26 protein-coding genes are annotated in these 24,234 nt (G+C 72.9%); 11 read left to right on the top strand and 15 right to left on the bottom strand.

Annotated features, from left to right (window positions below; translation table 11 throughout):
• Positions 1-3 precede the first annotated feature (3 nt).
• Together VQ03_RS11875 and VQ03_RS11880 are read left to right on the top strand one after the other, a co-directional pair.
• Complete coding sequence (locus VQ03_RS11875) at positions 4-711, top strand: FAD-binding oxidoreductase (protein WP_048451087.1); 708 nt, start codon at positions 4-6, stop codon at positions 709-711.
• Positions 712-719: 8 nt separating this feature from the next.
• Positions 720-1,517, top strand: a complete 798-nt coding sequence (locus VQ03_RS11880) for a shikimate dehydrogenase family protein (RefSeq protein ID WP_048451088.1) — start codon at positions 720-722, stop codon at positions 1,515-1,517.
• 13 nt (positions 1,518-1,530) lie between these two features.
• Here VQ03_RS11880 and VQ03_RS11885 read toward each other — a convergent pair whose 3' ends face one another.
• Positions 1,531-2,805: a S8/S53 family peptidase gene (locus VQ03_RS11885; RefSeq protein WP_048451089.1), complete on the bottom strand. Its 1,275-nt coding sequence runs from the start codon at positions 2,803-2,805 to the stop codon at positions 1,531-1,533.
• 269 nt (positions 2,806-3,074) lie between these two features.
• On the opposite strand from VQ03_RS11885, the gene VQ03_RS11890 reads away from it, so the two are divergent.
• The 3 genes from VQ03_RS11890 (at position 3,075) to VQ03_RS11900 (ending at position 6,687) form a co-directional block, all read left to right on the top strand.
• Positions 3,075-4,496 carry an FAD-binding oxidoreductase gene (locus VQ03_RS11890; RefSeq protein WP_048451090.1) on the top strand — a complete coding sequence of 474 codons (1,422 nt, stop codon included), beginning with the start codon at positions 3,075-3,077 and terminating at the stop codon, positions 4,494-4,496.
• A gap of 88 nt (positions 4,497-4,584) precedes the next feature.
• On the top strand, positions 4,585-6,180 hold the full coding sequence (locus VQ03_RS11895; RefSeq protein WP_048451091.1) for a GMC family oxidoreductase: 1,596 nt from the start codon (positions 4,585-4,587) through the stop codon (positions 6,178-6,180).
• Positions 6,181-6,219: 39 nt separating this feature from the next.
• On the top strand, positions 6,220-6,687 hold the full coding sequence (locus VQ03_RS11900; protein WP_048451092.1) for an ureidoglycolate lyase: 468 nt from the start codon (positions 6,220-6,222) through the stop codon (positions 6,685-6,687).
• Between the two features lie 9 nt (positions 6,688-6,696).
• Here the strand turns inward: VQ03_RS11900 and VQ03_RS11905 are convergent, their stop codons facing one another.
• From VQ03_RS11905 to VQ03_RS11930, 7 genes are all read right to left on the bottom strand, one after another.
• Positions 6,697-7,470 (bottom strand): DUF4198 domain-containing protein, encoded by a 774-nt coding sequence (locus VQ03_RS11905; protein ID WP_157064077.1) that lies wholly within the window; start codon positions 7,468-7,470, stop codon positions 6,697-6,699.
• Between the two features lie 170 nt (positions 7,471-7,640).
• Entirely contained in the window at positions 7,641-7,763 is a 123-nt protein-coding gene (locus VQ03_RS35010) for a hypothetical protein (RefSeq protein WP_280948486.1), read from the bottom strand.
• Between the two features lie 47 nt (positions 7,764-7,810).
• Positions 7,811-9,100, bottom strand: coding sequence for a CCA tRNA nucleotidyltransferase (locus VQ03_RS11910; protein WP_048451094.1), 1,290 nt, complete (start codon positions 9,098-9,100; stop codon positions 7,811-7,813).
• Positions 9,097-9,354, bottom strand: coding sequence for a DUF6111 family protein (locus VQ03_RS11915; protein ID WP_048451095.1), 258 nt, complete (start codon positions 9,352-9,354; stop codon positions 9,097-9,099). Before VQ03_RS11915 ends, VQ03_RS11910 begins: the two co-directional genes overlap by 4 nt.
• Before the next feature lie 6 nt (positions 9,355-9,360).
• Positions 9,361-10,035: a CoA pyrophosphatase gene (locus VQ03_RS11920; RefSeq protein ID WP_048451096.1), complete on the bottom strand. Its 675-nt coding sequence runs from the start codon at positions 10,033-10,035 to the stop codon at positions 9,361-9,363.
• The gene (locus tag VQ03_RS11925) at positions 10,032-10,631 is read right to left on the bottom strand and encodes a DUF1285 domain-containing protein (RefSeq protein ID WP_048451097.1); all 600 of its coding nucleotides are present in this window, start codon (positions 10,629-10,631) and stop codon (positions 10,032-10,034) included. The genes VQ03_RS11920 and VQ03_RS11925 overlap by 4 nt, the downstream gene beginning before the upstream one ends.
• A 47-nt stretch (positions 10,632-10,678) precedes the next feature.
• On the bottom strand, positions 10,679-11,104 hold the full coding sequence (locus VQ03_RS11930) for a PaaI family thioesterase (protein ID WP_048451098.1): 426 nt from the start codon (positions 11,102-11,104) through the stop codon (positions 10,679-10,681).
• Between the two features lie 93 nt (positions 11,105-11,197).
• Between VQ03_RS11930 and VQ03_RS11935 the strand changes: the two genes are divergently transcribed.
• Positions 11,198-11,704, top strand: a complete 507-nt coding sequence (locus VQ03_RS11935; protein WP_245292054.1) for a PaaI family thioesterase — start codon at positions 11,198-11,200, stop codon at positions 11,702-11,704.
• Positions 11,705-11,745: 41 nt separating this feature from the next.
• On the opposite strand, the gene VQ03_RS11940 is transcribed toward VQ03_RS11935, so the two are convergent.
• Entirely contained in the window at positions 11,746-12,102 is a 357-nt protein-coding gene (locus VQ03_RS11940; RefSeq protein ID WP_048451099.1) for a c-type cytochrome, read from the bottom strand.
• A gap of 254 nt (positions 12,103-12,356) precedes the next feature.
• On the opposite strand from VQ03_RS11940, the gene VQ03_RS11945 reads away from it, so the two are divergent.
• Together VQ03_RS11945 and VQ03_RS11950 are read left to right on the top strand one after the other, a co-directional pair.
• Positions 12,357-13,790: an FAD-linked oxidase C-terminal domain-containing protein gene (locus VQ03_RS11945; RefSeq protein WP_048451100.1), complete on the top strand. Its 1,434-nt coding sequence runs from the start codon at positions 12,357-12,359 to the stop codon at positions 13,788-13,790.
• On the top strand, positions 13,787-15,550 hold the full coding sequence (locus tag VQ03_RS11950) for an SWIM zinc finger family protein (RefSeq protein WP_048451101.1): 1,764 nt from the start codon (positions 13,787-13,789) through the stop codon (positions 15,548-15,550). Before VQ03_RS11945 ends, VQ03_RS11950 begins: the two co-directional genes overlap by 4 nt.
• Before the next feature lie 3 nt (positions 15,551-15,553).
• Here the strand turns inward: VQ03_RS11950 and VQ03_RS11955 are convergent, their stop codons facing one another.
• Entirely contained in the window at positions 15,554-16,399 is an 846-nt protein-coding gene (locus VQ03_RS11955; RefSeq protein WP_048451102.1) for a 23S rRNA (adenine(2030)-N(6))-methyltransferase RlmJ, read from the bottom strand.
• A 48-nt stretch (positions 16,400-16,447) separates the two neighbouring features.
• On the opposite strand from VQ03_RS11955, the gene VQ03_RS11960 reads away from it, so the two are divergent.
• Positions 16,448-16,762, top strand: coding sequence for a nucleotidyltransferase family protein (locus tag VQ03_RS11960; protein ID WP_245292055.1), 315 nt, complete (start codon positions 16,448-16,450; stop codon positions 16,760-16,762).
• Positions 16,763-16,846: 84 nt separating this feature from the next.
• Entirely contained in the window at positions 16,847-17,074 is a 228-nt protein-coding gene (locus VQ03_RS31845; RefSeq protein WP_083467950.1) for a HepT-like ribonuclease domain-containing protein, read from the top strand.
• Between the two features lie 4 nt (positions 17,075-17,078).
• On the opposite strand, the gene VQ03_RS11965 is transcribed toward VQ03_RS31845, so the two are convergent.
• Entirely contained in the window at positions 17,079-17,741 is a 663-nt protein-coding gene (locus VQ03_RS11965) for a ribonuclease T2 family protein (RefSeq protein ID WP_048451103.1), read from the bottom strand.
• Complete coding sequence (locus tag VQ03_RS11970; protein ID WP_048451104.1) at positions 17,741-18,214, bottom strand: hypothetical protein; 474 nt, start codon at positions 18,212-18,214, stop codon at positions 17,741-17,743. Before VQ03_RS11970 ends, VQ03_RS11965 begins: the two co-directional genes overlap by 1 nt.
• 281 nt (positions 18,215-18,495) lie before the next feature.
• Here VQ03_RS11970 and polA point away from each other — a divergent pair, with 281 nt between their 5' ends.
• A complete protein-coding gene (polA, locus tag VQ03_RS11975; RefSeq protein ID WP_048451105.1) occupies positions 18,496-21,558 on the top strand; it encodes a DNA polymerase I in 3,063 nt (1,020 codons plus the stop codon).
• A gap of 43 nt (positions 21,559-21,601) precedes the next feature.
• Here the strand turns inward: polA and nadC are convergent, their stop codons facing one another.
• The 3 genes from nadC to nadA form a co-directional block, all read right to left on the bottom strand.
• Entirely contained in the window at positions 21,602-22,465 is an 864-nt protein-coding gene (gene nadC / locus VQ03_RS11980) for a carboxylating nicotinate-nucleotide diphosphorylase (RefSeq protein WP_048451106.1), read from the bottom strand.
• Positions 22,462-24,000 (bottom strand): L-aspartate oxidase, encoded by a 1,539-nt coding sequence (locus VQ03_RS11985; RefSeq protein ID WP_048451107.1) that lies wholly within the window; start codon positions 23,998-24,000, stop codon positions 22,462-22,464. The genes nadC and VQ03_RS11985 overlap by 4 nt, the downstream gene beginning before the upstream one ends.
• Positions 23,997-24,234 (bottom strand): quinolinate synthase NadA (gene nadA, locus VQ03_RS11990; protein ID WP_048451108.1); only part of this gene is annotated, 238 nt, incomplete at its 5' end. The genes VQ03_RS11985 and nadA, both read right to left, overlap by 4 nt.

Here is a 24,234-nt window from a genome sequence, read left to right on the forward strand (position 1 = left end):
GCGGTGGCGCTCACCTGGCAGGAGGCGCGGATCACCGCCGCCGCCCCCGAGACGGCGCGGGTGCGGCGCCTCACCCTGGCGGTCGGCTGGTCGAGGCCCTTCCGGGCCGGCCAGCATGTCGACGTGCGGCTGACCGCGCCGGACGGCTACCAGGCCCAGCGCAGCTACTCGATCGCATCCTCGCCGATGCAGGCCGAGACGATCGACCTCCTGATCGAGCGCCTCGACGACGGCGAGGTCTCGGGCTTCTTCTCCGACGTGGCCGAGCCCGGCGACGCGATCGAGCTGCGCGGGCCGATCGGCGGCGCCTTCGTGTGGGATTCGGGCGCGGGCGGGCCGCTGCTCCTCGTCGGCGGCGGCTCCGGGGTGGTGCCGCTCCTCAGCATGCTGCGCCACCGGGCCGAAGCCGCGCCCGGCGTGCCGGCCCTGCTGCTCTACTCCGCCCGCACGCGCGGGGAGGTGATCGCCCGCGACGAACTGATGCGCCGCGACGCCGAGGAGCCGGAATTCCGGTTGAGGCTCGCCCTCACCCGGGAGACGGGCGGCCGGCGGATCGACGCGGACACGATCGGGGAGGCGCTCGCCGCCCTCGGGACACCGGCCCACGCTTTCGTCTGCGGAGCGAACCCGTTCGTCTCGGCCATCGCCGACCTCCTCGTCGAGGCCGGCCTGCCCCCACGCACGATCCGCACCGAACGCTTCGGAGGATAGACCGCACGATGCCCGAGATCACCGGTCATACCCGCGTCTTCGCCATTCTCGCCGACCCGATCGCCCAGGTGAAGGCGCCGCAAGGGCTCAACCGCATCATGGCCGAGCGCGGGGTCGACGGGGTGATGGTCCCGCTCCACGTCGCCGCGGCGGACCTGCCGACGGTCCTCGCCGGCCTGCGGGCGGTGCAAGGCTTCGGCGGCGCGATCATCACGGTGCCGCACAAGACCGCGATCGTGCCGCTCCTCGACCATGTCAGCGAGGCGGCCCGGCTGGTCGGCGCCGTGAACGCGGTGCGGCGCGAGCCCGACGGCCGCCTCGTCGGCGAGATCCTGGACGGCGCCGGCTTCGTCGCGGGCCTGCAGGCGGCGGGCCACGACGTGCGGGGCCGCAGCGCCTACCTCGCCGGGGCGGGCGGGGCGGCGAACGCCATCGCCTTCGCGCTGGCCGAGGCCGGGGTGAGCCGCCTCACCGTGCACAACCGCACGCCCTCGCGGGTGGAGGACCTGTTTTCCCGCCTGCGCCGGCTCGTCCCCGACCTGCCGCTGGCGCCCGGCGGTCCCGATCCGGCCGGGCACGACCTCGTGGTCAACGCCACCTCGCTGGGATTGAGGCCCGACGATGCGCTGCCGCTCGATCCCGCCGGGTTGAGCCCCGGCCAGCTCGTGGCCGAGATCATCATGCAGCCGGCCGAGACCCCGCTGCTCGCCGCGGCGGCGGCGCGCGGCTGCCGCACCCATCCTGGCCTGCCGATGCTGGAGGGGCAGCTCGCCCTGATGGCCGATTTTCTCGGCATGCGGCCGTGACCCGGGCCCCCGGTCACAGCCCCAGGCGCGCAGCCGTGCGCAGGGGGGCGAGCACCCCGTAGCCGAGGCTGGGATGCCAGCTCGACGGGCCGTGGCGGTTCGCATCCGTCCGGAGCGCGACGGTGAGGTCGCGCGGGCTGACGGCCGCGTGCGGCAGCCGGGTCCGGAGCGCGGCGACGCAGCCGGCGGCGACCGGGCAGGCGGCGGCGGTCCCGGCATCGGCCGTGCCGGGCCCGGCCGCCTCCGAGCCCAGGAAGTCGGTGAAGCTCGCCAGGTCCGGCTTGGCGTAGACCATGCCGGGAATGCCCGGCCCCTGCGCGGCGTCGCCGGTCCGTCGGCCCCGCAGGGTCACGCCGGTCACCGTGATGACGTCCGGATGGGCGCTCGCCCCCATGATGGCGGATCGGGGGCGCTCCGGGCCGCCACGGCCGGCCGCGAACAGGATGTCGACGCCGTAGCGGCTGAGCGTCCCGACGATCCGGTTGAAGGGATGGCCCGGATTGTCGACGTAGCGACCGGGATGCCCGGCCGGGAAGTCCGTGCTCTCGTCGCACAGGCCCCAGGAATTGGTGACGACGAGCGCCTTGAAGCGCGGCTTCTCCGCCCGCACGGCCGCGAGCAGGCGCGCATAGGCCTGGAGCGCGTCGCTGAGGAAGCCGGATCCCGCCGCAGGCAGGATCGGCACGTCGAGCAGCATCGCCCGCGGGGCGGCGATGAGGGCGTCGTAGGCGCACATCGTGCCGGAGCCGACCGGGTGGCCGCCCGGCTCCCCCGGCAGGACCGACCAGGCGGGCGAGGCCTCGAGCCCGGCCGTCACGCTCCGGGCCGCGAGATGCGCGCGGTTGATCCCGGTATCCACCACGGCGATCGCGACGCCCGCGCCGTCGAGCCTCCGTGCGGCGAGGCCGGGCACGCCCAGGCGCCGCTCGACCTCCGCCCGGGTGCCGGCCGGGACGCGAGCGGCGCCGGCGGGCGTCGCGATGGGCGTGATCGGCGGGTCGGAGAAGATCGCCGCACCCTCGGTCGTCCACGCGGGCAGCTCGGCATCGGCGTCGATCGTCGCCCGGACGGCGTAGTGCGGGGCGCCGTCGGAGGACGACACGGAGACGAGGGAGGACGATTGATGACCCTCGAGTGGAACGGCAGAAAAGCGCGTGTCGATCTCCGCGCGTGCCGGTAATCCGGTCAGGCGACGATTCATTCCGCCGCCGCCGATCAGCCTCGTCATGGCAGATTCGTGCAGGGCTTCCTGCGTCGGCAGGACGAGGATCACGCGCCGCTCGGGCATCGTCGTCTCCTGTCGGGATTTATGCGTTACTTTATCTAGAATCTGTTCACGTACAAGAAGTTTCCGCTACAACATGTGAATGACCCTACGGAAGAGTGGATGATCGCCCGCGTCGGGCCGGCACGGCGGAACGGTTCTTCTCATCCGGGCGGGTCGCGGGGAATCGGGAGCCGCCGCCGCCCGGCCGAGCGGGCTTGACCCCGGCGGCCATCCGGGCGAGGCCGGCGGCCACACTCACCTCACCCGCGCGACCCCGTCGGAGGATGCCGATGACCCTTCCGGCTCACCAGGCCCAGCATGTCACCCCGCCACACGCGCTGATCGACCGCCTCGGCCAGCGCCTCGGCCCCGCCGGCCTCCTCACCCAGGAGGCCGACATCGCCCCCTTCGCGATCGACTGGCGGCGCCTGTTTCCGGGCCGGCCGGCCTGCGTGGTGCGCCCCGCTTCCACCGCCGAGGTGGCGGACGTGGTGCGGCTGTGCCGGGAGGCCGGCGCCGCCCTGGTGCCGCAGGGCGGCAATACGGGGCTCGCCGGCGGCGCGGTGCCGGATGGCTCCGGCTCGCAGGTGGTGCTGTCCCTCGCCCGCATGGCCGCGATCCGCGGGGTCGACCCCGTCGGCCTGACGCTGACCGCGGAGGCCGGCTGCGTCCTCAAGGTGGCGCAGGACGCCGCCGAGGCGGCCGGCCGGCTCCTGCCGGTGAGCTTCGCGGCGGAAGGCTCGGCGCTGGTCGGCGGCGTCGTCGCCACCAATGCGGGCGGGATCAACGTGGTGCGCTACGGCATGACCCGCGGCCTCGTCCTCGGCCTCGAGGTGGTCCTCGCCGACGGCAGCGTCGTCGACGGGTTGCGGGCCCTGCGCAAGGACAATGCCGGCTACGACTGGAAGCAGCTCTTCATCGGCACCGAGGGCACGCTCGGCATCGTCACGGCGGCGGTCCTGCGCCTCGTCGCGCGGCCGCGCCACAGCGCGACGGCCCTCCTCGCCGTGCCCGACCCGGCGGCGGCCCTGCGCCTGTTCACCCTGGCGCAGGAGGAGATCGGCGACAGCATCCAGGCCTTCGAGCTGATCTCCGGCACCTCCCTCGGCCTCGTCGAGAAACATGCGGGCTTGAAGAGCCCGGTCGGGCAGGCCGGCTGGACCGTGCTGATCGAGGCGGCCTCGTCGCTCTCAGGGCTTCGCGAGGCGATGGAGGGCGTGCTCGGCACGGCGCTCGAGCGCGAGGACGCCCTCGACGGGGTTCTGGCCGAATCCGGCCGGCAGGCCGCCGACCTCTGGGCCCTGCGCGAGCACGTCACCGAGTGCGAGGCCCGCGAGGGCAAGAGCGTGAAGCACGACGTCTCGGTGCCGATCACCGCGATCCCCGACTTCCTCGACGAGGCCGGCCGGGTGCTGGCGGCGGGAGCGCCGGGCACCCGCGTCAACGCCTTCGGCCACATGGGCGACGGCAACATCCACTACAACGTGCTGATCGGGCCCGACCATGCCTCGGAGGCGATCAACGCCCTCGTGCACGGGGTGGTCGACCGCTACGGCGGCAGCATCTCGGCCGAGCACGGCATCGGCCAGTACCGCGTCGCCGAGCTCGCCCGCCACCGCCACCCGGACGAGATGGCGCTGGCGCGGCGGATCAAGGCGGCACTGGATCCGGAGGGGCTGCTGAACCCGGGCAAGGTGCTGGCGCGGGGGTAGGAGACGCGCACGGGTGAACCCTCCCCCGCAGCGGGAGGAGGGTTACGAAGCGGATCCCATAACGACAAAAAACACCCGGGGGAGGACCATGGACGCGTTCGACTTCGTCATCGTCGGCGGCGGCACGGCGGGCTGCGTGCTGGCCAACCGTCTGAGCGAGGATGCGCGCCACCGCGTGCTGCTGCTGGAGGCGGGCGGGGAGGGGACCGGGTTCTGGGTCGGCATCCCGGCCGGCTTCCCCAAGCTCCTCACCGGCGCCGCCTTCAACTGGCGCTTTTCCACCGAGCCGGAGCCGAACACGCACGACCGCGCCATCGTCGTTCCCCGCGGCAAGGGGCTCGGCGGCTCCACGCTGATCAACGGCATGATCTTCGTGCGCGGCCAGCCTCAGGATTTCGACGTCTGGGCCCAGAGCGGCAGCCGCGGCTGGGCGTGGGACGACGTCCTGCCCTACTTCCGCAAGCTGGAGCATTTCGAGGGCGGCGATCCGGACTTTCGCGGCCGGGGCGGGCCGCTCCACGTCACCCGGGTCGGGGTGAAGAACCCTCTCGCCGACGCCTTCATCCGCGCCGGGACCGAGGCCGGCTACCCTGAGAACCCCGATTACAACGGCGCCTCGCAGGAGGGCTTCGGCTACTACCAGGCCAACCAGCGCAACGGCCGGCGCTGGAGCGCCCGGGACGCCTACCTGCAGCCGGCCCGCAAGCGGCCGAACCTGGAGGTGCGCACCCACGCCCACGTCCTGCGCCTCGATCTCGACGGCCGGCGCGTGACCGGCGTCACCTACCGGCGCGACGGGCGCGAGGAGCGGGTGAGCGCGCGGGCCGAGGTGATCCTGGCCGCCGGCGCCGTGCAATCGCCCCACCTCCTCGAACTCTCCGGCATCGGCCGGCCGGACGTGCTGGCGCAGGCGGGCATCCCGCTGCGCCACGCCCTGCCGGGGGTCGGCGAGAACTACCGCGACCACTACGCCACCCGGATGAACTGGCGCGTGACGCGGCCGGTGACCCTCAACGAGGCGACCCGCGGCTGGCGCCTCGGCCTCGCGGTCGGGCAGTATTTTCTGACGCGCCGCGGCATCCTGACCCTCGGCACCGGCCTCGCCCACGGCTTCGTGCGCACCCGGCCGGACCTCGCCGGGCCGGACGTGCAGTACTTCTTCATGCATGCGAGCTACGCCAACGCCGCCGACCGCACCCTCGACCGCGAGCCCGGCATGACGATCGGCGTGACGCAGCTGCGGCCGGATTCCCGCGGCACGATCCACGCGGTCTCGGCCGATCCCCTGCGCGCCCCGGCGATCCGCCCGAACTTCCTGAGCGCGCGCACCGACCAGGAGGCCCTGATCGAGGGCATGCGCATCGCCCGCCGGGTGATCGCGCAGCCGGCCATGGACCCCTACCGCGCCCACGAGCTCAATCCCGGCGCGGGCGTGCAGTCGGACGACGAGTGGCTCGACTTCGCGCGCCGGAACGGCCAGACCATCTATCACCCGGTCGGCACCTGCAGCATGGGCCAGGGCCCGGAGGCGGTGGTGGACGAGCGCCTGCGGGTGCGCGGCCTCCAGGGCTTGCGGGTGATCGACGCCGCCGTGATGCCGACCGAGGTCTCGGCCAACACCCAGGCCGCCGTGATGATGATCGCCGAGAAGGGCGCGGACCTGATACGGGAGGATCGGCGCTGACGCGCGACCCGCGATGGACGTCCCTGGGGACCTGACGAGATGCGCACCCTGCCGATCGAGCCGATCACCGCCGAGGCCTTCGCACCCTACGGCACGCTGCTGGTCGGCCCGGCGGCCGGCCCGCGGCAGGACCGGGCGGCCGATCTCGAGAACGGGCGCCCGGGCGTGGCCCTCAACCTCGCCCTGATCCGGAGCGAGCCCTTCGCCGGCACGATGCCGCTGCGCCGGCTCGAACGGCACCCGCACTCGGCGCAAGCGTTCCTGCCGCTCGCCGTCGGCGAGTACCTGGTCGTGGTGGCGCCCGATGCCGCCGGGCGGCCGGACGAGGCGGCGTTGCGCGCCTTCCGGGTGCCGGCCGGCACGGGAATCGTCTATCGCAGCGGGGCCTGGCACGCCCACATGACCACGATCACGTCACCCGGCACCTTCGCGATGCTGGTGCACGAGGATGGCGGGCCCGAGGATTGCGTGTTCGCGCCGATCGCCCCGGTCACGCCGGAGGCGTGAGGCCGGCCCTCAATTCACCGACGGCTCGTCGAGCCGGAACGCGAAGGTCGCGGTGTAGACGTCCTCGTCGGCGAGCGTCGGGGTGGCCGACGGGCTCACCGTCTGGCTCACCGTGAGGACCTGGCTGCCGGCCTTGCGGATCGGTACCGTGGCGACGCCGTCGGGGTCGGTGGTGTAGGCCGGCACGCCGGCCCGCTCCGGCTCCATGCCGCTGTCGCCGTAATAGAGGTCGGCCCCCGGCAGCGGCGCGCCGCGGAACAGCACCCGCACCCGGATCGCCCCGGCGGTCGGGCCCGGGACCTCGACCGGCACGATCTCCAGCGTGTGGCCGATCACCCGCAGCCACGGCGCGCCGGGGCCGAAGGCGGCCTTGGCGTATTTCACCGACCAGAGGCTGGAGCGGGCATCCGGCACCAGGCGCCGGCTGGCATTGAGGCGGGTGCCGTCGCGCAACGTGGTCCAGTAGCCGGCATCGTAGGTGGCGGCGGCGAGGGTGCGGCCGGGCTTTGCGCCGAGCGGCGCCAGCAGCGCCGGGGGCACGTCCGGCGGCGCGGGCTTGAGGCCACCGCGCAGGCTCGCGGCCCCGTCCTGCGTCAGGGCGACGAGGTCGATGAGCTGGGACGGGTTCGGCGCCTCGCGCTTCGAGGCGTGACCGTAATTGACCCGGACCTGGGGCGCGGAGTCGACGGTGCTGAGCGTCAGCCACAATTCCTGCGCGCGACCGGGCTGCGAGGCCCCGAGAACGAGGGCGGCGGCCAGAGCGGTGCGGGGCAGGAGTAGCATCGGTCGTCGGTTCTCCATCGGGCGGCGCCACGGGCCGGGGCCCCGAGGCGCCTCACGCGGGTGGGGCGAGGCACGAAGCGGGCCCGCGGCGGCGAGGCATCATAACCCATCCGGCGGCAATCCGATCCCCATCGGACGCCCGAGGCTGCACGCCCTCGGGCGGGCGGCTCTCAGGTCGGCTTCGCCTGCTGTCCCTGACGTGCCTGGCGTGCCCCGTTCGCCAGGTAGGACAGGGCCATGGCCCCCGCAACGGCCGCCGCCGCCGCCCCGAACACCACCGCGATCCGCGCCATCCCGGCCCTCCTTCCGGGCGAGCCCGGCATTGTTAGCGCTTGGATTGTTAGCTCTTGGAATGGGGCGAACGGGCCGCATCTTCGCGGGTTCCGCCGGCGGCCGCGAGGGCCAGGGCGCGCAGGCGCACCTCCGCGTCCGGGTCGGTCGGGCATCCCTGCGCGAGCCAGGCCTGCCGCGCCGCCGCCAAGCCCCGGCCGAGGCCGCGTCCGGGCGATGCGCCGGCTGCGACCAGGGCCGCCCCGGTGACCGGCAGGACCGGCGCCCGCTCGGCCCCGGCGGCGAAGCGGGCGAGCGCGTCGGCGGCCTCCGGCGACAGCACCGGCCGCGGCTCGCCCGTCAGCACCAGGGCGGCATCCGTCGCCGCTCCCGCGCCGTGCACGGCCACCAGCCGCCGCACATCCGCAACCGTCAGGGGGGCGCGCGCACCGTGCAGGGCAGCCTCGGCCCCCGCATAGGCGGAGAGCCGCCCGTGCTCCGCCTTCGACAGGCGCAAGGATTCCCGCAGGCGCTCGGCATCGGCCTCGGAGCGCACCGCCAGGGCGGCGAGGCGGCGCACGGCATCCGGCTCGACTTCCACGGCGGCGAGGCGGGCGAGGCGGCCGAGATCGCCGACGCCACCGATCAGGCGCTGCAGCAGGCCCGTCTGCGACAGGATCGCGGTGACGGCGGGCGCGCCGGGGGCGACGAGGAGCTTCAGCAGTTCTCCCCGCACCCGCTCGCGGGAGAGGAGCGCCAGCCCGTCCCGCGCCTCGATCGCGGCGGACAGCCCCTCCGGATCGGGGGCACCGGCGCCGTAGCGGGCGTGGAAGCGGAAGAAGCGCAGGACCCGCAGGTAATCCTCGCGGATGCGCTGGCGCGCCTCGCCGATGAAGCGCACCCGGGCCTCGCGCAGGTCGGGGAGGCCCCCGACCGTGTCGTGCACTTGCCCGTCCGGCGTGACGGAGAGGGCGTTGACGGTGAAGTCGCGCCGGGCGGCGTCGCGGGCGAAGTCGCGGCCGAAGCGCACGACCGCGTGGCGCCCGTCGGTCTCGACATCCTCGCGCAGGGTCGTGACCTCGAACGGCTCGCCCTCCGCCACCACCGTCACGGTGCCGTGCGCGATGCCGGTCGGCACGGGCTTCAGGCCCGCGTCGCGCGCGCGCGCCACCACCGCCTCGGGCAGCCGCGTGGTGGCGAGATCGATATCGGCGACCGGGCGGCCGAGGAGCGCGTCGCGCACCGCGCCGCCGACGAGGCGGGTCTCCTCGCCCGGGCCTTCGAGGGCGGCGAGCACCCTGGCGAGGCGCGGCCGCGCCAGCACCGCCCGCAGGGCCGCCTCGTCGAGGGTGCGGCTCACCGGAACTGCCCCGGCACCACCCGGCCGTTCTCGATATGGGTCGGCACGAAGCCGTCCCGGTGCCGCTCCGAGGTGAGCGCCACCACCACGAAAGAGGCGATGACCAGGGCGGCGCCCGCGATGGCGAGGCGCGCGGCCTGGTCGCTCCAATGGACCCAGCGCAGCGGGCTGCGCCGGCGCAGCAGCAGCCACACCCCGAAGACCGCGAAGGGGAGCAGGAAGAGCAGCATGTCGTCGATCAACGCGCGAATCATGGGGCTCTACTCATCCGCGTCGCGGAGCCGGTCGTAGAGGTTGCGCACGATGCCGGCGGTCACCCCCCAGATGTAGCGTTCGCCGAAGGGGATCGCGTAGTAGCGCCGCTGGCGCCCGCGCCATTCCCGGCTGTGCAGGGCGTGGTTGGCGACATCCATCAGGAAGTCGAGCGGCACCTCGAACGCCTCCGCCACCTCCTGCGGATTGAGGCTCAAGCGAGCGTCCGGCGCCACCAGCCCGACCACCGGCGTCACCAGGAAGCCGGTGCCCGACAGGTAGGGATCGAGGTAGCCGAGCGGCGTCACCGCCCTCGGATCGAGGCCGATCTCCTCCTGCGCCTCCCGCAGGGCCGCCGCGAGCGGGGAGGGATCGCCGGGATCGATCTTGCCGCCCGGGAAGGCGATCTGGCCGGAATGGTCGCGCAGATGCGCCGAGCGCAGGGTGAACAGCACCGAGACGCCGTCGTCCCGCGGCACCACCGGCACCAGCACCGCGGCGAGCCGGGGCGGACGCGACAGGGCGGCCTCCAGCACGTCGGGCTCGAGGTCGTGGTCGCCCCGCGGATTGGACGTGTCGTCGTGCGGGCCCGGCGGCTCGGGCCGCAGGCGGGCCCGGGCGCGTTCCAGGAAGGCGTCGAGGGCGCAGAAGCCCAGGACTTGCGTCGCGGCGAGGTCGGTCACGACAGCTCGGCCACGCGGGCGATGCGGTGGAAACGCCCGCCGGCGGCGAGCCCGAACCAGCTCTCGCCCTCGTCCTCGCGCTCCTCGCAGAGGTCCACGAGGTCGTAGGTGAGCGCCCGGGTGACCCGGGCCCAGAGGCCGTGGCGCACGGCGATGTAGGGCTTGAACCCGCCCTCCGGGTCGCGCTCGAACCGCAGGGGGTGGGCGTCGTCGAGGGGCACGACGTCGTCGAGGTTGGTGCGGAACGCGACGGCGCGGGCGTCGCCCTCGCCCTCCACCGCCATCTCGACCGCCAGGAAGGCCGCGTCCTCGACCTCGATCCCGACCCGCTCCACCGGCGTCACCAGCACCGTGCGCCCGTCGGGATCGCGGCGCAGGATCGTCGAGAAGAGCCTGACCAGGGCCGGCCGGGTGATCGGGCTACCGTTGTAGTGCCAGGTCCCGTCCGCGGCGATGCGCATCGGGATCTCGCCGCAGTAATCCGGGTTCCAGCGCTCGACCGGCGGCGGCCCGCGTCGCGAGCCCTCCGCGCCGAGGGCGGCGGTGAGGCGTTCGAGGACCCCGCCGGGCGGGGCGCCGTTCGGATCGTGCGTCATCCCGCACTACATAGCGGATCGCGGCGGCTTGTGTACGGGCCCGGACCTCAGCTGCCCTCGGGCCGGCGGCGCAGGATCTTCCACACGCCGGTGGCCGCGGCGACGATGCGCCCGCCGCACCGCGCGTCGCCGCGCAGGAAGACCAGGCTGCTCGTGCGCTGCACCACCTCGGGCGTCATCGTGATCGTCTCGCCGATCCGCCCGGCCGACACGAACTGCATCTCGAACTGCACCGTGACGCAATTCGCCCCGCCGGCGGCCCGCATGGCGGCGAAGCCGAGCGCCCGGTCGGCGAAGGTCATCATCATCCCGCCCTGCACCACGCCGATCAGGTTGGCGTGCTTGGGCTCGGCCCGGAACGCGAAGCTCACCGCCTCGCCCTCCTCGCGCAGCAGGACCGGGCCGACCAGGGAGAGGAAGCCCGGATCGTCGAAGGGGCGCCAGCCGGCCGGATCGGAATCGGGGGTGGTCATGAGGGGCTCGGGGGGTGAGAGCTATGGACAGCGCGGCCGCGGCCGTGCCTCAACGTCCCTTACCAAGAAAATCGCCAGGGAGGCCCCGCAGCCGTGACGGACCAGATGCCAGAGGCGCGCCTGCGCGCCGACTCGGACGAGATCCAGGCGCGCCTGCGCGCCGATCCGGAGCAGATCCAGGCGCGGGTGCGCGCCAGCTTCGACAAGCAGGGGCTGATGCGGACCCTCGGGGCTACGCTGGAAGCGGTGTCGCCCGGCGCGGTCGAGATCGCGCTCGTGCCCGGTCCGGCGGTGTCGCAGCAGCACGGCTTCGTCCATGCCGGGGCGGTGAGCGCCGTCGCCGACAGCGCGGCGGGCTATGCGGCCCTAACCCTGATGCCGCCCGGCGCCGGGGTGCTGACGGCGGAGTTCAAGATCAACCTGCTGGCGCCGGCCGCCGGCCGCCGCATCCTGGCGCGGGGGCGGGTGGTGAAGGCCGGGAGGACCCTGACGCTGGCGCAGGCCGAGGTCTTTTCGGAGAGCGAAGGACGCGAGAAGCTGGTCGCGCTGCTGACCGCGACCCTGATGGCGGTGCAAGGGCGGGACGGCGTCGGCGATTGAGAAGGCGGCCCCGGCGGACTCCGCCGGGGCCGGACCAACGCTTACTTCTGGGTCTCGAGATAGGCCTCGAGGTCGGCGATCTTCTTGTCGTCCTTCAGGCCGGCATAGATCATCTTGTTGCCGGGCACCTTGGCCTTCGGGTCCTTGATGTATTCCTTGAAGGTGGCCGAATCCCAGGTCAGGCCGGAATTCTTCATCGCGGCCGAATAGTTGTAGCCCTCGTGGGTGCCGGCCTTGCGGCCGATCACGCCCTTGAGATCCGGGCCGACGCCGTTCTTGCCGAAGGCGTGGCAGGCCTTGCAGACGGCGAACGCCTTCTCGCCGGCGGCGGCGTCCTGGGCCTGGGCGGCGAAGGGGAGAAGGGCCGCCAGGGCGGCACCGAGGATGAGCTGACGCATGAGGTTCCCTCCAACGGACGTCGTTCGCGACGGGCCACCGGGATATGGCCCAGCCTGCAGTTTGGTACAGTTAAAAACGCCGACGGTTCGCGACGGGTCCCGTGCGGCGAAAAGAAGCTGTGCCGCGTCAGCGCGCAATCGGACGAAGGTGCGGGGGGATCCGATGGATGGGCGCGGTCCCTCGCCTCCTTTATGATGACGCACAAAGGACCGGCTCGCCGGGACCCGTCCGAACGAACCCGAGAGGATACGCCATGACGATCGCCTTCCCGCTCCCGGACCCCGCGATCCTCGCCCGCCGCGACACGATCCTCGACGGCCTGCGCGGCCTGGTGGCGCCGGAGGCCCTGGTGACCAGCGAGGACGAGCGCCGCGCCTTCGAGACCGACGGGCTCACCGCCTACCGCAAGATGCCGCTCGCCGTCGTGCTGCCCTCGACGACCCAGGAGGTCGCGGCGGTGATGCGCTACTGCCACGAGAACGGGGTGCGGGTGGTGCCCCGCGGCGCCGGCACGTCGCTCGCCGGCGGCGCCATCGCGCAGGAGGATGCGGTGATCCTCGGCGTGGCCAAGATGAACCGGGTGCTCGACGTCGATTTTTCCAACCGCACCGCCCGGGTCCAGGCCGGCATCACCAACCTCGCCATCAGCGCGGCGGTGGCGCATGAGGGCTTCTTCTACGCCCCCGACCCGTCGAGCCAGCTCGCCTGCACCATCGCGGGCAACATCGCGATGAATTCCGGCGGCGCCCACTGCCTGAAATACGGCGTCACCACCAACAACCTGATGGGCGTGACCCTGGTGCTGATCGACGGCACCGTGGTGGAGATCGGTGGCGACCACCTCGATGCCGCCGGCTACGATCTCCTCGGCCTCGTCTGCGGCTCGGAAGGGCAGCTCGGCATCGTCACCGAGGCGACCGTGCGGATCCTGCGCGCCGCGGAGGGCGCGCGGCCGGCGCTGATGGGCTTCGGCACGGTCGAGGATGCGGGCGCCTGCACGGCGGCGATCATCGGCGCCGGCATCATCCCGGTGGCGATCGAGTACATGGACCGCGAGGCGATCGCGATCTGCGAGGCCTTCGCCCATGCGGGCTACCCGCTCGACGCCGAGGCGATGCTGATCATCGAGGTCGAGGGCTGCCGGGAGGAATGCGACGCGATGCTCGCCCGCATCGTCGAGATCGCCAAGCCCTTCAACCCGACGAGTCTCAAGGTCTCGCAATCGGAGGCCGAGAGCGCCGCGATCTGGAAGGGCCGCAAGTCGGCCTTCGGCGCCACGGGCCGCATCTCCGACTACATCTGCATGGACGGCACCATCCCGACCGGGCAGTTGCCGCGCGTGCTGGAGCGCATCGGCGAGATCACCAAGTCCTACGGCCTGCGCTGCGCCAACGTCTTCCATGCCGGCGACGGCAATTTGCATCCCCTGATCCTGTTCGACATCAACACGCCCGGCGAGATGGAGAAGGCCGAAGCCGCCGGCGAGGAGATGCTGAAGCTCTGCGTCGAGGTCGGCGGCTGCCTCACCGGCGAGCACGGCGTCGGCATCGAGAAGCGCGACCTGATGACCGTCCAGTACAACCCGGAGGACTTGGCACAGCAGATGCGGGTGCGGGCGGTGTTCGATCCGGCCTGGCTGATGAACCCGGCTAAGGTCTTTCCGCTGGAAGGGCGGATCGCCGCGTGACGGTCAAGCGGGTCGGCAAGACGACGATCGAGGCTGCCCTGCCGGGCGAGGCGGCGATCGAGGCGCTCGCCGACCCGAAGGTGGTCGAGCGCGGCCGCGAGGTGGCGCGCTCGGGCGCCGTCTCCGACCTCGTGCGGCGCGGCGACCAGCTGACCGCCGCGGTCGCGGGCAGCGAGGACGCGCCCTACCGGGTCACGGTCCGGCTGACGGATCGCGGCGTGGCGGATTACCGCTGCACCTGCCCCTACGAGTGGGGCGGGGCCTGCAAGCACGTCGTCGCGGCCCTGCTCGCGGCAGGCAAGCCCGGCGCCGTGGCCGAGCGGCCGACCCTGCGCCGGCTCCTCGACGACCTGCCGCGCGAGGTCCTGGCCGACCTCCTCGTGCGCCGGGCCGAGGCCGATCCCGACCTCGCCGGCTGGATCGAGGTCGAGCTCGCCGCCACGCCGGGAAGCGGCCCCGTCGATCCGGCGCCGATCGCCGCGCAGGCCCGCACGCTGCTGGCCCGCAAGGCGCGGCACTACTGGGACGACTACGAATCCGCCGGCCCCTCCGGCGAGCTGCACGAACTGGTGGAGAAGGCGGTGCCGTTCCTGGAGGCCGGCGACGGGCGCAACGCCCTCAAGGTCCTCGTGGCCGTGGCCGAGCCGTTCATCGAACAGTGGCTCGGCGAGATGGCCGAGACCGACGAGGACATGTACCTCCTGTTCGAGGATCTCGGGCGGATGATGGCCGAGGCGGTGCTGATGAGCGACCTCTCGGAGGCGGAGCGCGACGACCTGTTCGAGACGGTCGATGGCTGGCAGGCCGAGCTCAGCGAGTACGGGCCCGAGGGTTTCTCCATCGCCCTGTCGGCGCTCGCCGCCGGTTGGGAGGGGCCCGCGCTCCAGTCCGTGCTCGGCGGCAAGGCGGCGTCCCTGCCGGAGACCGAGACGGATCTCATCGCCGTGCGCCTGCGGGTGCTCGCGGCCGCCGAGCGCACCGACGAGTACCTGAACCTCGCCCGCGCCGCCGGGGACGACGCGGCCTATGCCGGGATGCTGGTGCGCCTCGGCCGGATCGACGAGGCCGTGGCCCATGCGGCGAAGCACCTGACGGATCCGGGCGACGTTCTCGACCTCGCCCAGCGCTTGCATAAGGCCGGGCATCCCGATCGGGCGCTCGACCTCGCACGATCGAGTCTTCGCCGCCCCGATCTGACGGAGAGCGGCGGGACCGCGGTCCTGGCACGCTGGCTGCGCGACGAGGCCGCCGCGCTCAAGCGCCGGGACCTCGCCCTCGAAGGAGCCCGCGCCGCCTTCGCGGAGAGCCATTCCCTCGACGACTACAAAGCGGCCCGGACGATCGCCGGCAAGGGCTGGGCGTCCCTCCGCGACGACCTCCTGACGATCCTCGCCGGGGCCAATTTCGCCGACGACAGGATCGCGATCCTGCTCGAGGAGGGGCTGGTCGGGGACGCCATGAGGGCGGCCGAGTTCAGCCGCGAGGCTTACGTCGACGATGCGGTGCTGCACCGCTTGGCCGAGGCGGCTCTGGGTTCGGACCCGGCTTGGGTCGCGCGCTTCGCCGAATCGCGGGCCGAGCCGTTCCTGAAAGGCGGTTCGTCGCGCCTCTACGAGAGGGCCGCCGCCTGGCTCGCCCATGCCAGGAGAGCGTACCTGGCGCAGGGCCAGCACAAGGAATGGGCCCCGCGGATCGAGGCGCTGATCACCGAGAACAAGCGGCGCCACTCGCTCCGGCCGAAGCTGGAGGCGTTGCGCTGACGCTCAGGCCGGCGGCCCGAGCGGGGCGCAGCGGAAGGCGCCGTAGCCTCCTTGCGCCAGGCGCTCGGCGAGGGCCGGCAGGACGGTGTCGGCCTCCTCGCGCAGGGTCCAGGGCGGGTTGACCACGATCAGGCCGCTGCCGCTCAGGCGCGCCGGGTCGGGCCGGTGGATCAGCAGGTCGAGGCGCAGCGCCGGGCGGGGGAGGGCGGCGTCGAGGGTCGCGGCGAGGCGGTCGATCGCCGGGGCGTCCTTGATCGGGTACCAGGCGAGGTAGGTGCCGGTCGCCCATTTGGTCACCGCCTTCAGGAGTTCGCGGCCGAGGCGGTCGATCTCGCCCGGCACCTCGTAGGGCGGGTCGATCAGCACCAGGCCGCGGCGCTCCTTCGGGGGGATCAGGGCGGGGAGTGCCGTCCAGCCGTCGAGGGCCAGCACCTTGGTGCGGGCATCCTGGTTGTAGCGGGCATGCAGCACCGCGCCGTCGGCCGGGTGCAATTCCACGAACACGCCCTGGTCGCCGGGGCGCAGGAACTCGCGGATCAGGGCCGGCGAGCCCGGATAGACCGTGTCGCCGTGGCGCGCCCGCACGGACGCCACCGCCTGCCGGTAGGGGGCGAGCAGCGCCTCCACGTCCTCGGTGAAGGGCGCGTCGAGGCGGCCGATGCCGTCGTGCCACTCCCCGGTGCGGCCGGCCTCGTCGGCGGTCAGGTCGTAGAAGCCGAGGCCGGCATGGGTGTCGATCGCCCGGAACGGCGTCGCCTTGCGCTGGAGATGCGCCAGCACCCGGGTCAGCACCCAGTGCTTGAGCACGTCGGCGTGGTTGCCGGCGTGGAAGGCGTGGCGGTAATTCACGGGTCTTACGGTCCTCGTCTCGCCGTCCCGCGTGAGAATCGGCGCCGGATGCCCTATCATCATCGCATGCGCCGCGACGAGGTCTTTGCCCGCCTGAAATCCGCCGAGCCTGCCCTGCGGGCGAGCGGTGTCGCTGCTTTGTACCTTTTCGGCTCCCACGCCCGGGACGAGGCGCGGGACGATTCGGACATCGACGTGTTCGTCGATCCGGCGCCCGGCGTAACCTTCGGCTTCCTGCCGTTCATGGCCGCCTGCGAGGCGATCGAGGCTGCGGTCGGGGGCCGAGTGGATTACGGCACGCGCAGCGGCCTGCATCCGATCCTGCGCCCGCAGATCGAGCGGGACGCGGTCAGGGTGTTCTGATGGCCAGCCACTCGCCCCGCATCTGGTTGCTCGATATCCGAGGCGAGATTGCCGGCATTCGTGATCTGACCAAGGACGCGAGCCGTGCAGCATGCACTGCTGATTATCGCGGAGGCCGCCAAGCACATTCCACCCGATCTGAAGGCGTCAGAGCCTTCGGTGCCATGGCGGCAGATCCATGGACTCGGCAACATGCTGCGCCACGAGTATCGCCGGATCGACCCAGTCGTCCTGTGGTCTGTCATCACTGAGCATCTGGCACCCCTCGATGCCGCTGCTGCGGCACTTCTCGATCGGGTGCCGGACAAATGAGCCTTTAGCGCCCCGCCCCCACCGACACCTCCCCGGCGCGGCAGTTTTGGCGCGCCACTTCCGGACAGGCGGTGAAACCGCGCAGATCCTTGGTGAAGCAGATCCGCACCTCCTCGAGCTGCCCCGCCTTGCACGTCACCGCCATCATGTCCGGGCGCAGGCCCGGATTGGCAGCGACGAACTGGCGGGCGATGTCGATGGGGGCGGCGCGCAAATCCTCCTTCGGGCCCGACAGGGCGGCCGGGATCGTCACCGCGTCGCGGGCCTTGGCCGTCGCACGGAAATAGGCGGCGGGATCGAGGCCCGAGCAGGTGCCGTGCTGGCGCCATTCGTGCCGGGCCAGGCCCTCGCTCGGGAAGACGCCCTCGGCCGCTTCCATCGCCGGGCGGCTCGGGCTGCGCGGGAAGGCGCCGCATTCGCGCGGGTAGCCGCGGTCGTATTGCGGCCACAGGCCGTGGACCACGAAGCCCGGGTTGCGGCCCGTGTCGCATTGCCGGTCGTTGCGGCGCTCGCCGGTGAGCGCGCAGTAGGTCGGCGACCAGGAGAGCGCCAGGACGTAGAAGTCGAAGGAGCCCGGCTCGCCCCCGCGCCCCTGCGCGGCGGCGGGGCCCGCGGCGAGCCCCATGAGGGTCGCGAGCGCGAGCAGGGTGGCGGCGAGCCGGTTCATCACGGCCGGGCTTCGCGGCAGGACGAGGCCGAGGCGTAGGCATAGGCGAGATTGCGGTCGAGGCCGTGGACGCAGAACTCGACGCCGAAGGTCGAGCCGATGATGCCGAGGCTCTCGCGCACCGAGTAATCCACCCGCCGGCGCACCCCGTCCGAGGTGGTGGCGACCGCGGTGCAGAAGCGACGGGGATAGAAGTCGAGGCCCCAGGGCCGCCAGGCGGTGCGCTCGATGCTGTCGTAGGACGCGATCGTCAGCGTCGAGTTCCAGAACTTCGCCTCCTTCTCGGCGAACTGGTAGGTGATCTTCTCCAGCACGCCGGCATCCTGGCAGCCGGGGATCTGGGCGTCGAACGGGAACTCGCGCTCCTCGGCCGGGGCGATCTCCTGGCGGGCCGAGCGGGCCTGGGCGGCGGACAGGCCGGCGGCGGTGGCGAGGCCCAGGAGGAGGGCGGCGAGGAGGGGGGTCTTGCGCATGGGCCGGTCCTTGAGCCCGGGCGGCGCCGGCCCGAAGGCGGCGCCCCGATCACCGGGCGAATGACGGTTGCTCTCTGCCCTGACACCAGGCTTCCGCCCGCGCCAAGTCAAGCTTCGGGGCGCGGCCCGCGGCGCTTTCACGGGGGCTGGTGTGCCGGGGGCACACCTCGACGGACCCGTTCCGCACCCATTCCCCGGGGAGCGCGCCCGCGCCGCGGTTTGCCTCGCCCCGGCGACGCACTAAGACGGACTCACCATCGCCGGAACAGACGTCAGCCCGCATGAGCACCGAGACCGCCCCCGAGACGAAGCCCGTCGGCCCCGGCGATCAGGTGCTCCTGGTCGACGGCTCGTCGTTCATCTTCCGGGCCTATTTCCAGTCGATCAACCAGCCCGAGCGCTACAATTTCCGGCCCTCGGACGGGCTGCCGACCGGGGCGGTGCGGCTGTTCTGCGCCAAGCTCGCGCAGTTCGTGCAGGAGGGGGCGGCCGGGGTGATGCCGACCCATCTCGGGATCGTGTTCGACAAGTCGGAGGGCTCGTTCCGGAAGGAGATCTTCCCGGATTACAAGGGCCACCGGCCCGACGCGCCCGACGACCTCAAGCGCCAGATGCCGCTGATGCGCGACGCGGTGCGGGCCTTCGGCCTGCACCCGATCGAGTTGCAGCGCTACGAGGCCGACGACCTGATCGCGACCTATTCCCGCCAGGCCGAGGCGCGGGGTGCGGGCGTCATCATCGTCTCGTCCGACAAGGACCTGATGCAGCTCGTCGGCGATCTCGTCCGGTTCTACGACTTCGAATCGGGCCAGAAGGGCAAGCCGGGCTACCGGCCGGAGCGCAACCTCGACCGGGCGGCGATCGTCGAGCGCTGGGAGGGCCTGGCCCCGGAGCAGATCGGCGACGCGCTGGCGCTGATCGGCGACACCTCCGACAACGTGCCGGGCGTGCCGGGCATCGGACTCAAGACGGCCGCTTCCCTCATCAAGGAATTCGGCAGCCTCGAGGCGCTGCTGGAGAAGGCGGCGACGATCAAGCAGCCCAAGCGCCGCGAGACCCTGCTCTCCCATATCGACCAGGCCCGGCTGTCGCGCCGCCTCGTCGCCCTCGACGAGCAGGTGCCGGTGCCGGTGCCGCTGGATGCCCTCGGGCTTCCGAAGCCCGACCCCGAGCGCCTCGTCGGCTTCCTGAAGGCGATGGAGTTCAACACCCTCACGCGCCGCATCGCCCAGATGCTGCATGTCGACCCGGAAGCGGTGCGGCCCGATCCCTCCCTGCTGCCGGAGGGCGCCGATACCGGCTTCTCCAACGAGAAGGGCGGCGGCGACGTGACGCCGTTCTTCGGCGATGCGCCTGATGGCGCGCCCGCCGAGGCGAAGGCGGAGGTCGATCCCTTCGCCGATCTCGACCTGCCGGATGCGCCGCCGAAGCCGAAGGCCCCTGCCGAGGCGACGCCGACGACCCTGGTGGCGGCCCGGGCGGCGGAGGCGGTGAAGCCCTTCGACACGGCGTCCTACGAGACCGTCACCACGGTCGAGAGCCTGGATTCCTGGATCGCCGAGGCGGTCGAGGCCGGGGTGCTGGCGGTCGATACCGAGACCACGGCGCTCGACGCCAACAAGGCCGACCTCGTCGGGGTGTCGCTCGCCACCGCGCCGGGCCGCGCCTGCTACATTCCGCTCAGCCATCGCGGCGGCGAGGACCTGTTCGGCGGCGGCCTGCTACCGGGGCAGCTCTCGTGGGAGGCCGTGCAGGCGCGCCTGAAGCCGCTCCTGGAGAACCCGGCGGTGCTCAAGGTCGGCCAGAACATCAAGTACGACTGGCTGGTGCTGGCCCGCCACGGCATCGAGGTCCGGCCCTTCGACGACACGATGCTGATCTCGTACGTGCTCGATGCCGGCAAGGGCTCGCACGGCATGGACGAATTGGCCCGCCGCCATCTCGGCCACCAGCCGATCACCTTCGCGGACGTGGCCGGGACCGGGCGCCAGAAGGTGACCTTCGACCGCGTCGCCCTCGACAAGGCGACGGCCTATGCGGCGGAGGACGCCGACGTGACCCTGCGCCTGTGGCGGCTGATGAAGCCGCGGCTCGCCGCCGAGCGCCGCGCCTCCGTCTACGAGACCCTGGAACGGCCGCTGGTGCCGGTGCTGGCGCGGATGGAGCGTGAGGGCATCAAGGTCGACCGCCAGATGCTGAGCCGGCTGTCGGGCGACTTCGCCCAGTCGCTGGCGCGGCTCGAGGACGAGATCCAGGAGATGGCGGGGGAGAAGTTCTCCGTCTCGTCGCCCAAGCAGATCGGCGACATCCTGTTCGGCAAGATGGGCCTGCCCGGCGCCAAGAAGACGCCGTCCGGCCAATGGGCGACCCCGGCGACCCTGCTGGAGGAACTGGCCGGCCAGGGCCATGAATTGCCGCGGAAGATCCTCGACTGGCGCCAGCTCTCGAAGCTGAAATCGACCTATACCGACAGCCTTCAGGAGCATGCCGACCGGGAGACCGACCGGGTCCACACCTCCTTCGCGCTCGCCGCGACCACGACGGGGCGGCTGTCCTCGTCGGACCCGAACCTCCAGAACATCCCGATCCGCACGGAAGAGGGACGGCGCATCCGCCAGGCCTTCGTGGCCGATGCCGGGCACAAGCTGATCTCGGCCGATTACAGCCAGATCGAGCTGCGGCTGCTGGCCCACATCGCCGACATCCCGCAGCTGCGCCAGGCCTTCGAGGAGGGCATCGACATCCACGCGGCGACCGCCTCGGCGATGTTCGGCGTGCCCCTCGGCCAGATGACCCCCGACCTGCGCCGACGGGCCAAGACGATCAATTTCGGCATCATCTACGGCATCTCGGCCTTCGGCCTCGCCGACCGGCTCGGCATCCCCCAGGGCGAGGCCTCGGCCTTCATCAAGCAGTATTTCGAGCGCTTCCCCGGCATCCGCGCCTATATCGACGACACCAAGAAAATCTGCCGCGACAAGGGCTACGTGACGACCCTGTTCGGCCGGGTCTGCCACTATCCGCAGATCCGCTCCAACAACCCGCAGGAGCGCGCCTCGGTCGAGCGCCAAGCGATCAACGCGCCGATCCAGGGGACGGCTGCCGACATCATCCGCCGGGCGATGGCCCGGATGGAGGGCGCCCTGTCCGAGGCCGGCCTCTCGACCCGGATGCTGCTCCAGGTCCACGACGAACTGGTGTTCGAGGCGCCCGACGACGAGGTCGAGCGGGCGCTGCCGATCATCGCCCGGGTGATGGAGGAGGCGCCGCACCCGGCGGTGAGCTTGCGGGTGCCGCTCGCCGTCGAGGCCAAGGCGGCGACGAACTGGCAGGAGGCGCATTGAACGGCGCCTCCGGTCTCACGCCACCTCGATCACGCCACCTCGATCACGCCACGTCGAGCCCCAGATCGACGATCGGGGCGCTGTGGGTGATCCAGCCGGTCGAGATCAGGTCGACCCCGGAGGCCGCGACGGCGCCGACCGTGTCGCGGGTGATCCGGCCGGAGGCTTCGCTGACCGCCCGCCCGTCGATCATCGCCACCGCGTGGCGCAGGGTCTCGGGTGGCATGTTGTCGAGGAGGACCGCGTCGGTGCCGACCGCCAGGGCCTCTTCGAGCTGGGCCAGGGTGTCGACCTCGACCTCGATCTTCACGAGGTGACCGACGCTCGCCCGGGCGCGCCGGATCGCCGGGCCGACGCCGCCCGCCACCGCGACGTGGTTGTCCTTGATCAGCACCGCGTCGTCGAGGCCGAAGCGGTGGTTGGCGCCGCCGCCGGCCCGCACCGCGTGCTTCTCTAGGATCCGCAGGCCCGGCGTGGTCTTGCGGGTGCAGACGATACGGGCCTTGCCGTGAGGCCGGGCCGCCTCGACCAGGGAGGCAGTGGCGGTGGCGACGCCCGACAGCCGGCACAGGAGGTTGAGGGCGACGCGCTCGGCCGAGAGGATCGCCCGGGCCGGCCCGTCGAGGGCGATCACCGCCTCGCCCGGGGCGATCGGGCTGCCGTCCGGCCGCAACACCCGGACCGTCACCGCCGGATCGAGGAGCCCGAAGGCGAGCGCGGCCGCCTGCGTGCCCGCCACTGTGCCGGACTGGCGGGAGACGATGGCGCCGGAGAACCGCGCCCCGGCCGGGACGATGCTGTCGGTGGTGAGGTCGCCGGCGCGGCCGAGATCCTCGAGGAGGGCGGCCCGCACGATCGGCTCGACGATCAGGCCGGGGAGCGACGGGAGAGGGAGCATGTCGGTCATCGGGCATCCTGGACGGTGAGGGGCATGGACCGGTCCCGGACGGCATCCGCCGTCGCCAGGGCCTGGCTCAAGGTGATCTCGGTCACCCGGGGCTCGCGCTGCTCCGGATGGTCGGCCCGCCAATGCGCGCCGCGGCTCTCCTCGCGCCCGAGGGCGGCGGCCGCCACGAGCAGGCCCGCGGTCGCCTCCGCCGAGCCGAGCCGCGCGAGGGCGGCGAGGCGGCCCGTCGCCCGGGCCAGCCCGGCCGCATGGCGCACCAGCCCGACCTCCGCCTCCATCAGGGCGCGGATCTCCGGCAGGGCATGGCAGTCCATCGGGGCATCGTGGGCGGAGGCCGGCTCCGGGCCGCCGCCCGTGACCATCCCGCGCGCCTGCAGGCCCTGAAGGTCCGCCGCGATCAGCGCCGCGAAGGCCATCGCCTCGAGGAGCGAGTTGCTGGCGAGGCGGTTCGCCCCGTGCAGCCCCGTGGCGGCGACCTCGCCGCAGGCCCACAGGCCGGGCAGCGAGCTGCGGCCGCGCCCGTCCACCCGGATCCCGCCCATATGGTAGTGGGCGGCCGGCCGCACGGGGATCGGCCGTGCCGCCGGATCGAGCCCGGCGGCGCGGCAGAGGGCGGCCACCGTCGGGAAGCGCCGCGCCACGTCGAGGCGGCGGGCGTCGAGGAAGACCGCCTCGCCGCGGCCTGTGCGGAGCGCGATCGCCCGGGCGACGACGTCCCGCGGCGCCAGCTCCGCCCCGGCGATGCCGGCCATCACCCGGCCGCCGTCCGCGTCGATCAGGATTGCGCCCTCGCCGCGCAGGGCCTCGGTGGCGAGGGGCAGCGGGCCGCTCGACCGGACGGCGATCGCGGTCGGGTGGAACTGCACGAATTCGGGGTCGCGCAGGACGGCGCCCGCCCGCGCCGCCAGGACGAGCCCGGACCCGACCGCCCCCGCCGGGTTCGTGGTCGAGCGGTAGAGCCCGCCGAGACCGCCGGTCGCCAGCACCACCGCCCGCGCCGGCAGGGCGACGCAGCCCCGACCGGTCCGGGCGACGAGGCCGGTCACCCGGCCTTCGGCATCCTGCATCAGGGCCGCCGCCCGCCCGACCACGACCGTGACCGACGGGCAGGAGCCCGCCGCCCGGGCGAGCACCCGCAGCACGGCGGCCCCGGTGGCGTCGCCCCCGGCCTTCACGATCCGGCGGCGGCCATGGGCGGCCTCCAGGCCCAGCGCCAGGGCGCCGTCCGGTCCGCGGTCGAAGGCGAGGCCGAGCCCGGTCAGCCACTCCACCAGGCCGGGCCCGGCTTCGGCGACGCGCCGCGCCACCTCCGGGTCGCTCAGGCCGGCGCCGGCCGCGAGCGTGTCGGCGGCGTGCAGGGCCGGGTCGTCGTCCGCCCCGATCGCCGCCGCGATGCCGCCCTGCGCCCAGGCCGTCGCGGTCTCCTCGCCCAGGGGAGCGGATGCCAGCAGCGTGACGGGCAACGGCGCGAGCCGCAGGGCCGTGGCGAGGCCGGCGACGCCGGCCCCGACCACGACGACGCGATCGGCCGTCATGGCCGCACCGCCAGCATGCGCTCGACCGCGCGCCGCGCCGGGGCGATCAGGTCGTCCGGCACCGTGACCTCGTGGGTCATGGTTTCCAGGCTGCGCCGGATCTTCCCGAGGCTGATCCGCTTCATATGCGGGCAGAGGTTGCATGGCTTGACGAACGCCACGTCCGGGTTGCGGACCGCCAGGTTGTCGGCCATCGCGCATTCGGTGATCATCACCACCTGCGCCGGCCGGCGC

The sequence above is a fragment of the Methylobacterium tarhaniae genome (assembly GCF_001043955.1).
In the GTDB taxonomy this organism is placed as follows: Bacteria; Pseudomonadota; Alphaproteobacteria; order Rhizobiales; family Beijerinckiaceae; genus Methylobacterium; species Methylobacterium tarhaniae.

Excerpts from the sequence above, each read along its gene's own strand:
- VQ03_RS11970 (WP_048451104.1), bottom strand. The coding sequence starts at position 18,214 with ATGCGCAAGACCCCCCTCCTCGCCGCCCTCCTCCTGGGCCTCGCCACC.
- VQ03_RS11905 (WP_157064077.1), bottom strand. The coding sequence starts at position 7,470 with ATGCTACTCCTGCCCCGCACCGCTCTGGCCGCCGCCCTCGTTCTCGGG.
- VQ03_RS11925 (WP_048451097.1), bottom strand. The coding sequence starts at position 10,631 with ATGACGCACGATCCGAACGGCGCCCCGCCCGGCGGGGTCCTCGAACGC.
- VQ03_RS11915 (WP_048451095.1), bottom strand. The coding sequence starts at position 9,354 with ATGATTCGCGCGTTGATCGACGACATGCTGCTCTTCCTGCTCCCCTTC.
- nadC (WP_048451106.1), bottom strand. The coding sequence starts at position 22,465 with ATGACCGACATGCTCCCTCTCCCGTCGCTCCCCGGCCTGATCGTCGAG.
- VQ03_RS11880 (WP_048451088.1), top strand. The coding sequence starts at position 720 with ATGCCCGAGATCACCGGTCATACCCGCGTCTTCGCCATTCTCGCCGAC.
- VQ03_RS11940 (WP_048451099.1), bottom strand. The coding sequence starts at position 12,102 with ATGCGTCAGCTCATCCTCGGTGCCGCCCTGGCGGCCCTTCTCCCCTTC.
- VQ03_RS11900 (WP_048451092.1), top strand. The coding sequence starts at position 6,220 with ATGCGCACCCTGCCGATCGAGCCGATCACCGCCGAGGCCTTCGCACCC.
- VQ03_RS11890 (WP_048451090.1), top strand. The coding sequence starts at position 3,075 with ATGACCCTTCCGGCTCACCAGGCCCAGCATGTCACCCCGCCACACGCG.
- VQ03_RS35010 (WP_280948486.1), bottom strand. The coding sequence starts at position 7,763 with ATGGCGCGGATCGCGGTGGTGTTCGGGGCGGCGGCGGCGGCCGTTGCG.
- polA (WP_048451105.1), top strand. The coding sequence starts at position 18,496 with ATGAGCACCGAGACCGCCCCCGAGACGAAGCCCGTCGGCCCCGGCGAT.
- VQ03_RS11960 (WP_245292055.1), top strand. The coding sequence starts at position 16,448 with ATGCCCTATCATCATCGCATGCGCCGCGACGAGGTCTTTGCCCGCCTG.
- VQ03_RS11965 (WP_048451103.1), bottom strand. The coding sequence starts at position 17,741 with ATGAACCGGCTCGCCGCCACCCTGCTCGCGCTCGCGACCCTCATGGGG.
- VQ03_RS11885 (WP_048451089.1), bottom strand. The coding sequence starts at position 2,805 with ATGCCCGAGCGGCGCGTGATCCTCGTCCTGCCGACGCAGGAAGCCCTG.
- VQ03_RS11930 (WP_048451098.1), bottom strand. The coding sequence starts at position 11,104 with ATGACCACCCCCGATTCCGATCCGGCCGGCTGGCGCCCCTTCGACGAT.
- VQ03_RS11945 (WP_048451100.1), top strand. The coding sequence starts at position 12,357 with ATGACGATCGCCTTCCCGCTCCCGGACCCCGCGATCCTCGCCCGCCGC.
- VQ03_RS11985 (WP_048451107.1), bottom strand. The coding sequence starts at position 24,000 with ATGACGGCCGATCGCGTCGTCGTGGTCGGGGCCGGCGTCGCCGGCCTC.
- VQ03_RS11895 (WP_048451091.1), top strand. The coding sequence starts at position 4,585 with ATGGACGCGTTCGACTTCGTCATCGTCGGCGGCGGCACGGCGGGCTGC.